Raw genomic sequence first — 1,269 nt, forward strand, 5'->3', positions numbered from 1 at the left:
AACTGCTGTCAATTTAGGTCCACTACCAAAGAGAGTTTTTCTATAGTAAATCATTGCAGCAACATGGGTTGATTTTGTATTATTTGGGGTACTTGGGTTTGGGGTGCTGGTGGTCTGTAACCTAAAGCGCTATGCGGCCTGACATGGTTGTAATGCTTAACCCACTCCCCCACGATGATCTGGGCTTCTTTTAAGCTATAGAAGATCTCCCCATCCAAAAGATTGTCTCTAAAGGTGCCGTTAAAGCTTTCACAAAAGCCATTCTCCCAAGGGCTGCCCGGTTCAATGTAGGCTGTCTTTACTCCAATGCCAGATAACCAACTACGCAGCTCTTTAGCAATAAATTCTGGGCCATTATCACTTCGGATGTGCTCGGGGATGCCGTGAGTAATCATGGCGTTGGCCAGTTGTTCAATCACTTGGATTGAGCCAATTCGTCTAGCGCAGTGGATCGTTAAACACTTTCTACTGAACTCATCAATCATGGTCAGCATCCGGATCTTGCCACCATAAGCGTCCCTGATAAAGACAAAGTCATAACTCCAAACATGATTGGTATGAGTAGCTCGCAACCTCATACAGCTGCCATCGTTAAACCAGAGTCTGCCTCTAGGAGGTTGCTTTTGTGGGATCTTTAGGCCTTCTTGCCGCCAGATGCGAGCAACCTTGGCGGTAGTCGCTTGCCCCCAACCAGCGTTACGCATCATGCCCGCAATAAATCTATAACCGTAACGGCCATAGGTGCTGGCCATGCGGATGACTTCGGCTCTAAGGGGCTCTTCGTCATCTCTAGGCAATGGCATATAGCGATACGCTGCTCTAGATAGCCCCACTAAACTGCAGGCAGTCCGCTCAGAGATAGAATGCTGGTCCATGAGCAGCTGCGCTGCATTTTTACGCCTAGTAGGGCTTAGAAGTTTCCCTTAATGACTTCCTTAAGCATGACTTCTCGTAGCGATAAGTCCGCTACGAGCTTCTTGAGTCGGGTATTTTCCAGTTCTAGATCTTTGTACTTACGAGCTTGATCGACCTTCATGCCGCCATAAATCTTGCGCCAACGATAGTAGCTTTGCTCTACCGTTCCCACTTCTTTACAGGCCTGGGCTAGGGTTTTGCCGTTCGTTGTCAGGACATCGATTTGACGCAATAAGGTGACGATTTGCTCGGGTTTAAGACGTTGGCCTTTTGCCATATTTAGCACTCCTTTAAGGTGAAGATTATCAAAAATCCTCTCTTCTGGAGTGGTACTAAAAATCAAGTCAGTTCACC

At 47.2% G+C, this 1,269-nt stretch carries 1 protein-coding gene; it reads right to left on the bottom strand.

From position 1 onward, the window contains the following. Window positions 1–50: 50 nt before the first annotated feature. Window positions 51–1,192, bottom strand: a protein-coding gene (locus ICN14_RS10330) for an IS3 family transposase (RefSeq protein ID WP_173959624.1) whose coding sequence is annotated in 2 segments (ribosomal slippage) — window positions 51–925 and window positions 925–1,192 — 1,143 coding nt in all. Because the reading frame shifts where the segments join, the coding sequence is not laid out codon by codon here. Between the last annotated feature and the right edge of the window lie 77 nt (window positions 1,193–1,269).

Origin of the sequence: Polynucleobacter sp. MG-27-Goln-C1, from assembly GCF_018881905.1 — a bacterium.
Lineage (GTDB): Bacteria > Pseudomonadota > Gammaproteobacteria > Burkholderiales > Burkholderiaceae > Polynucleobacter.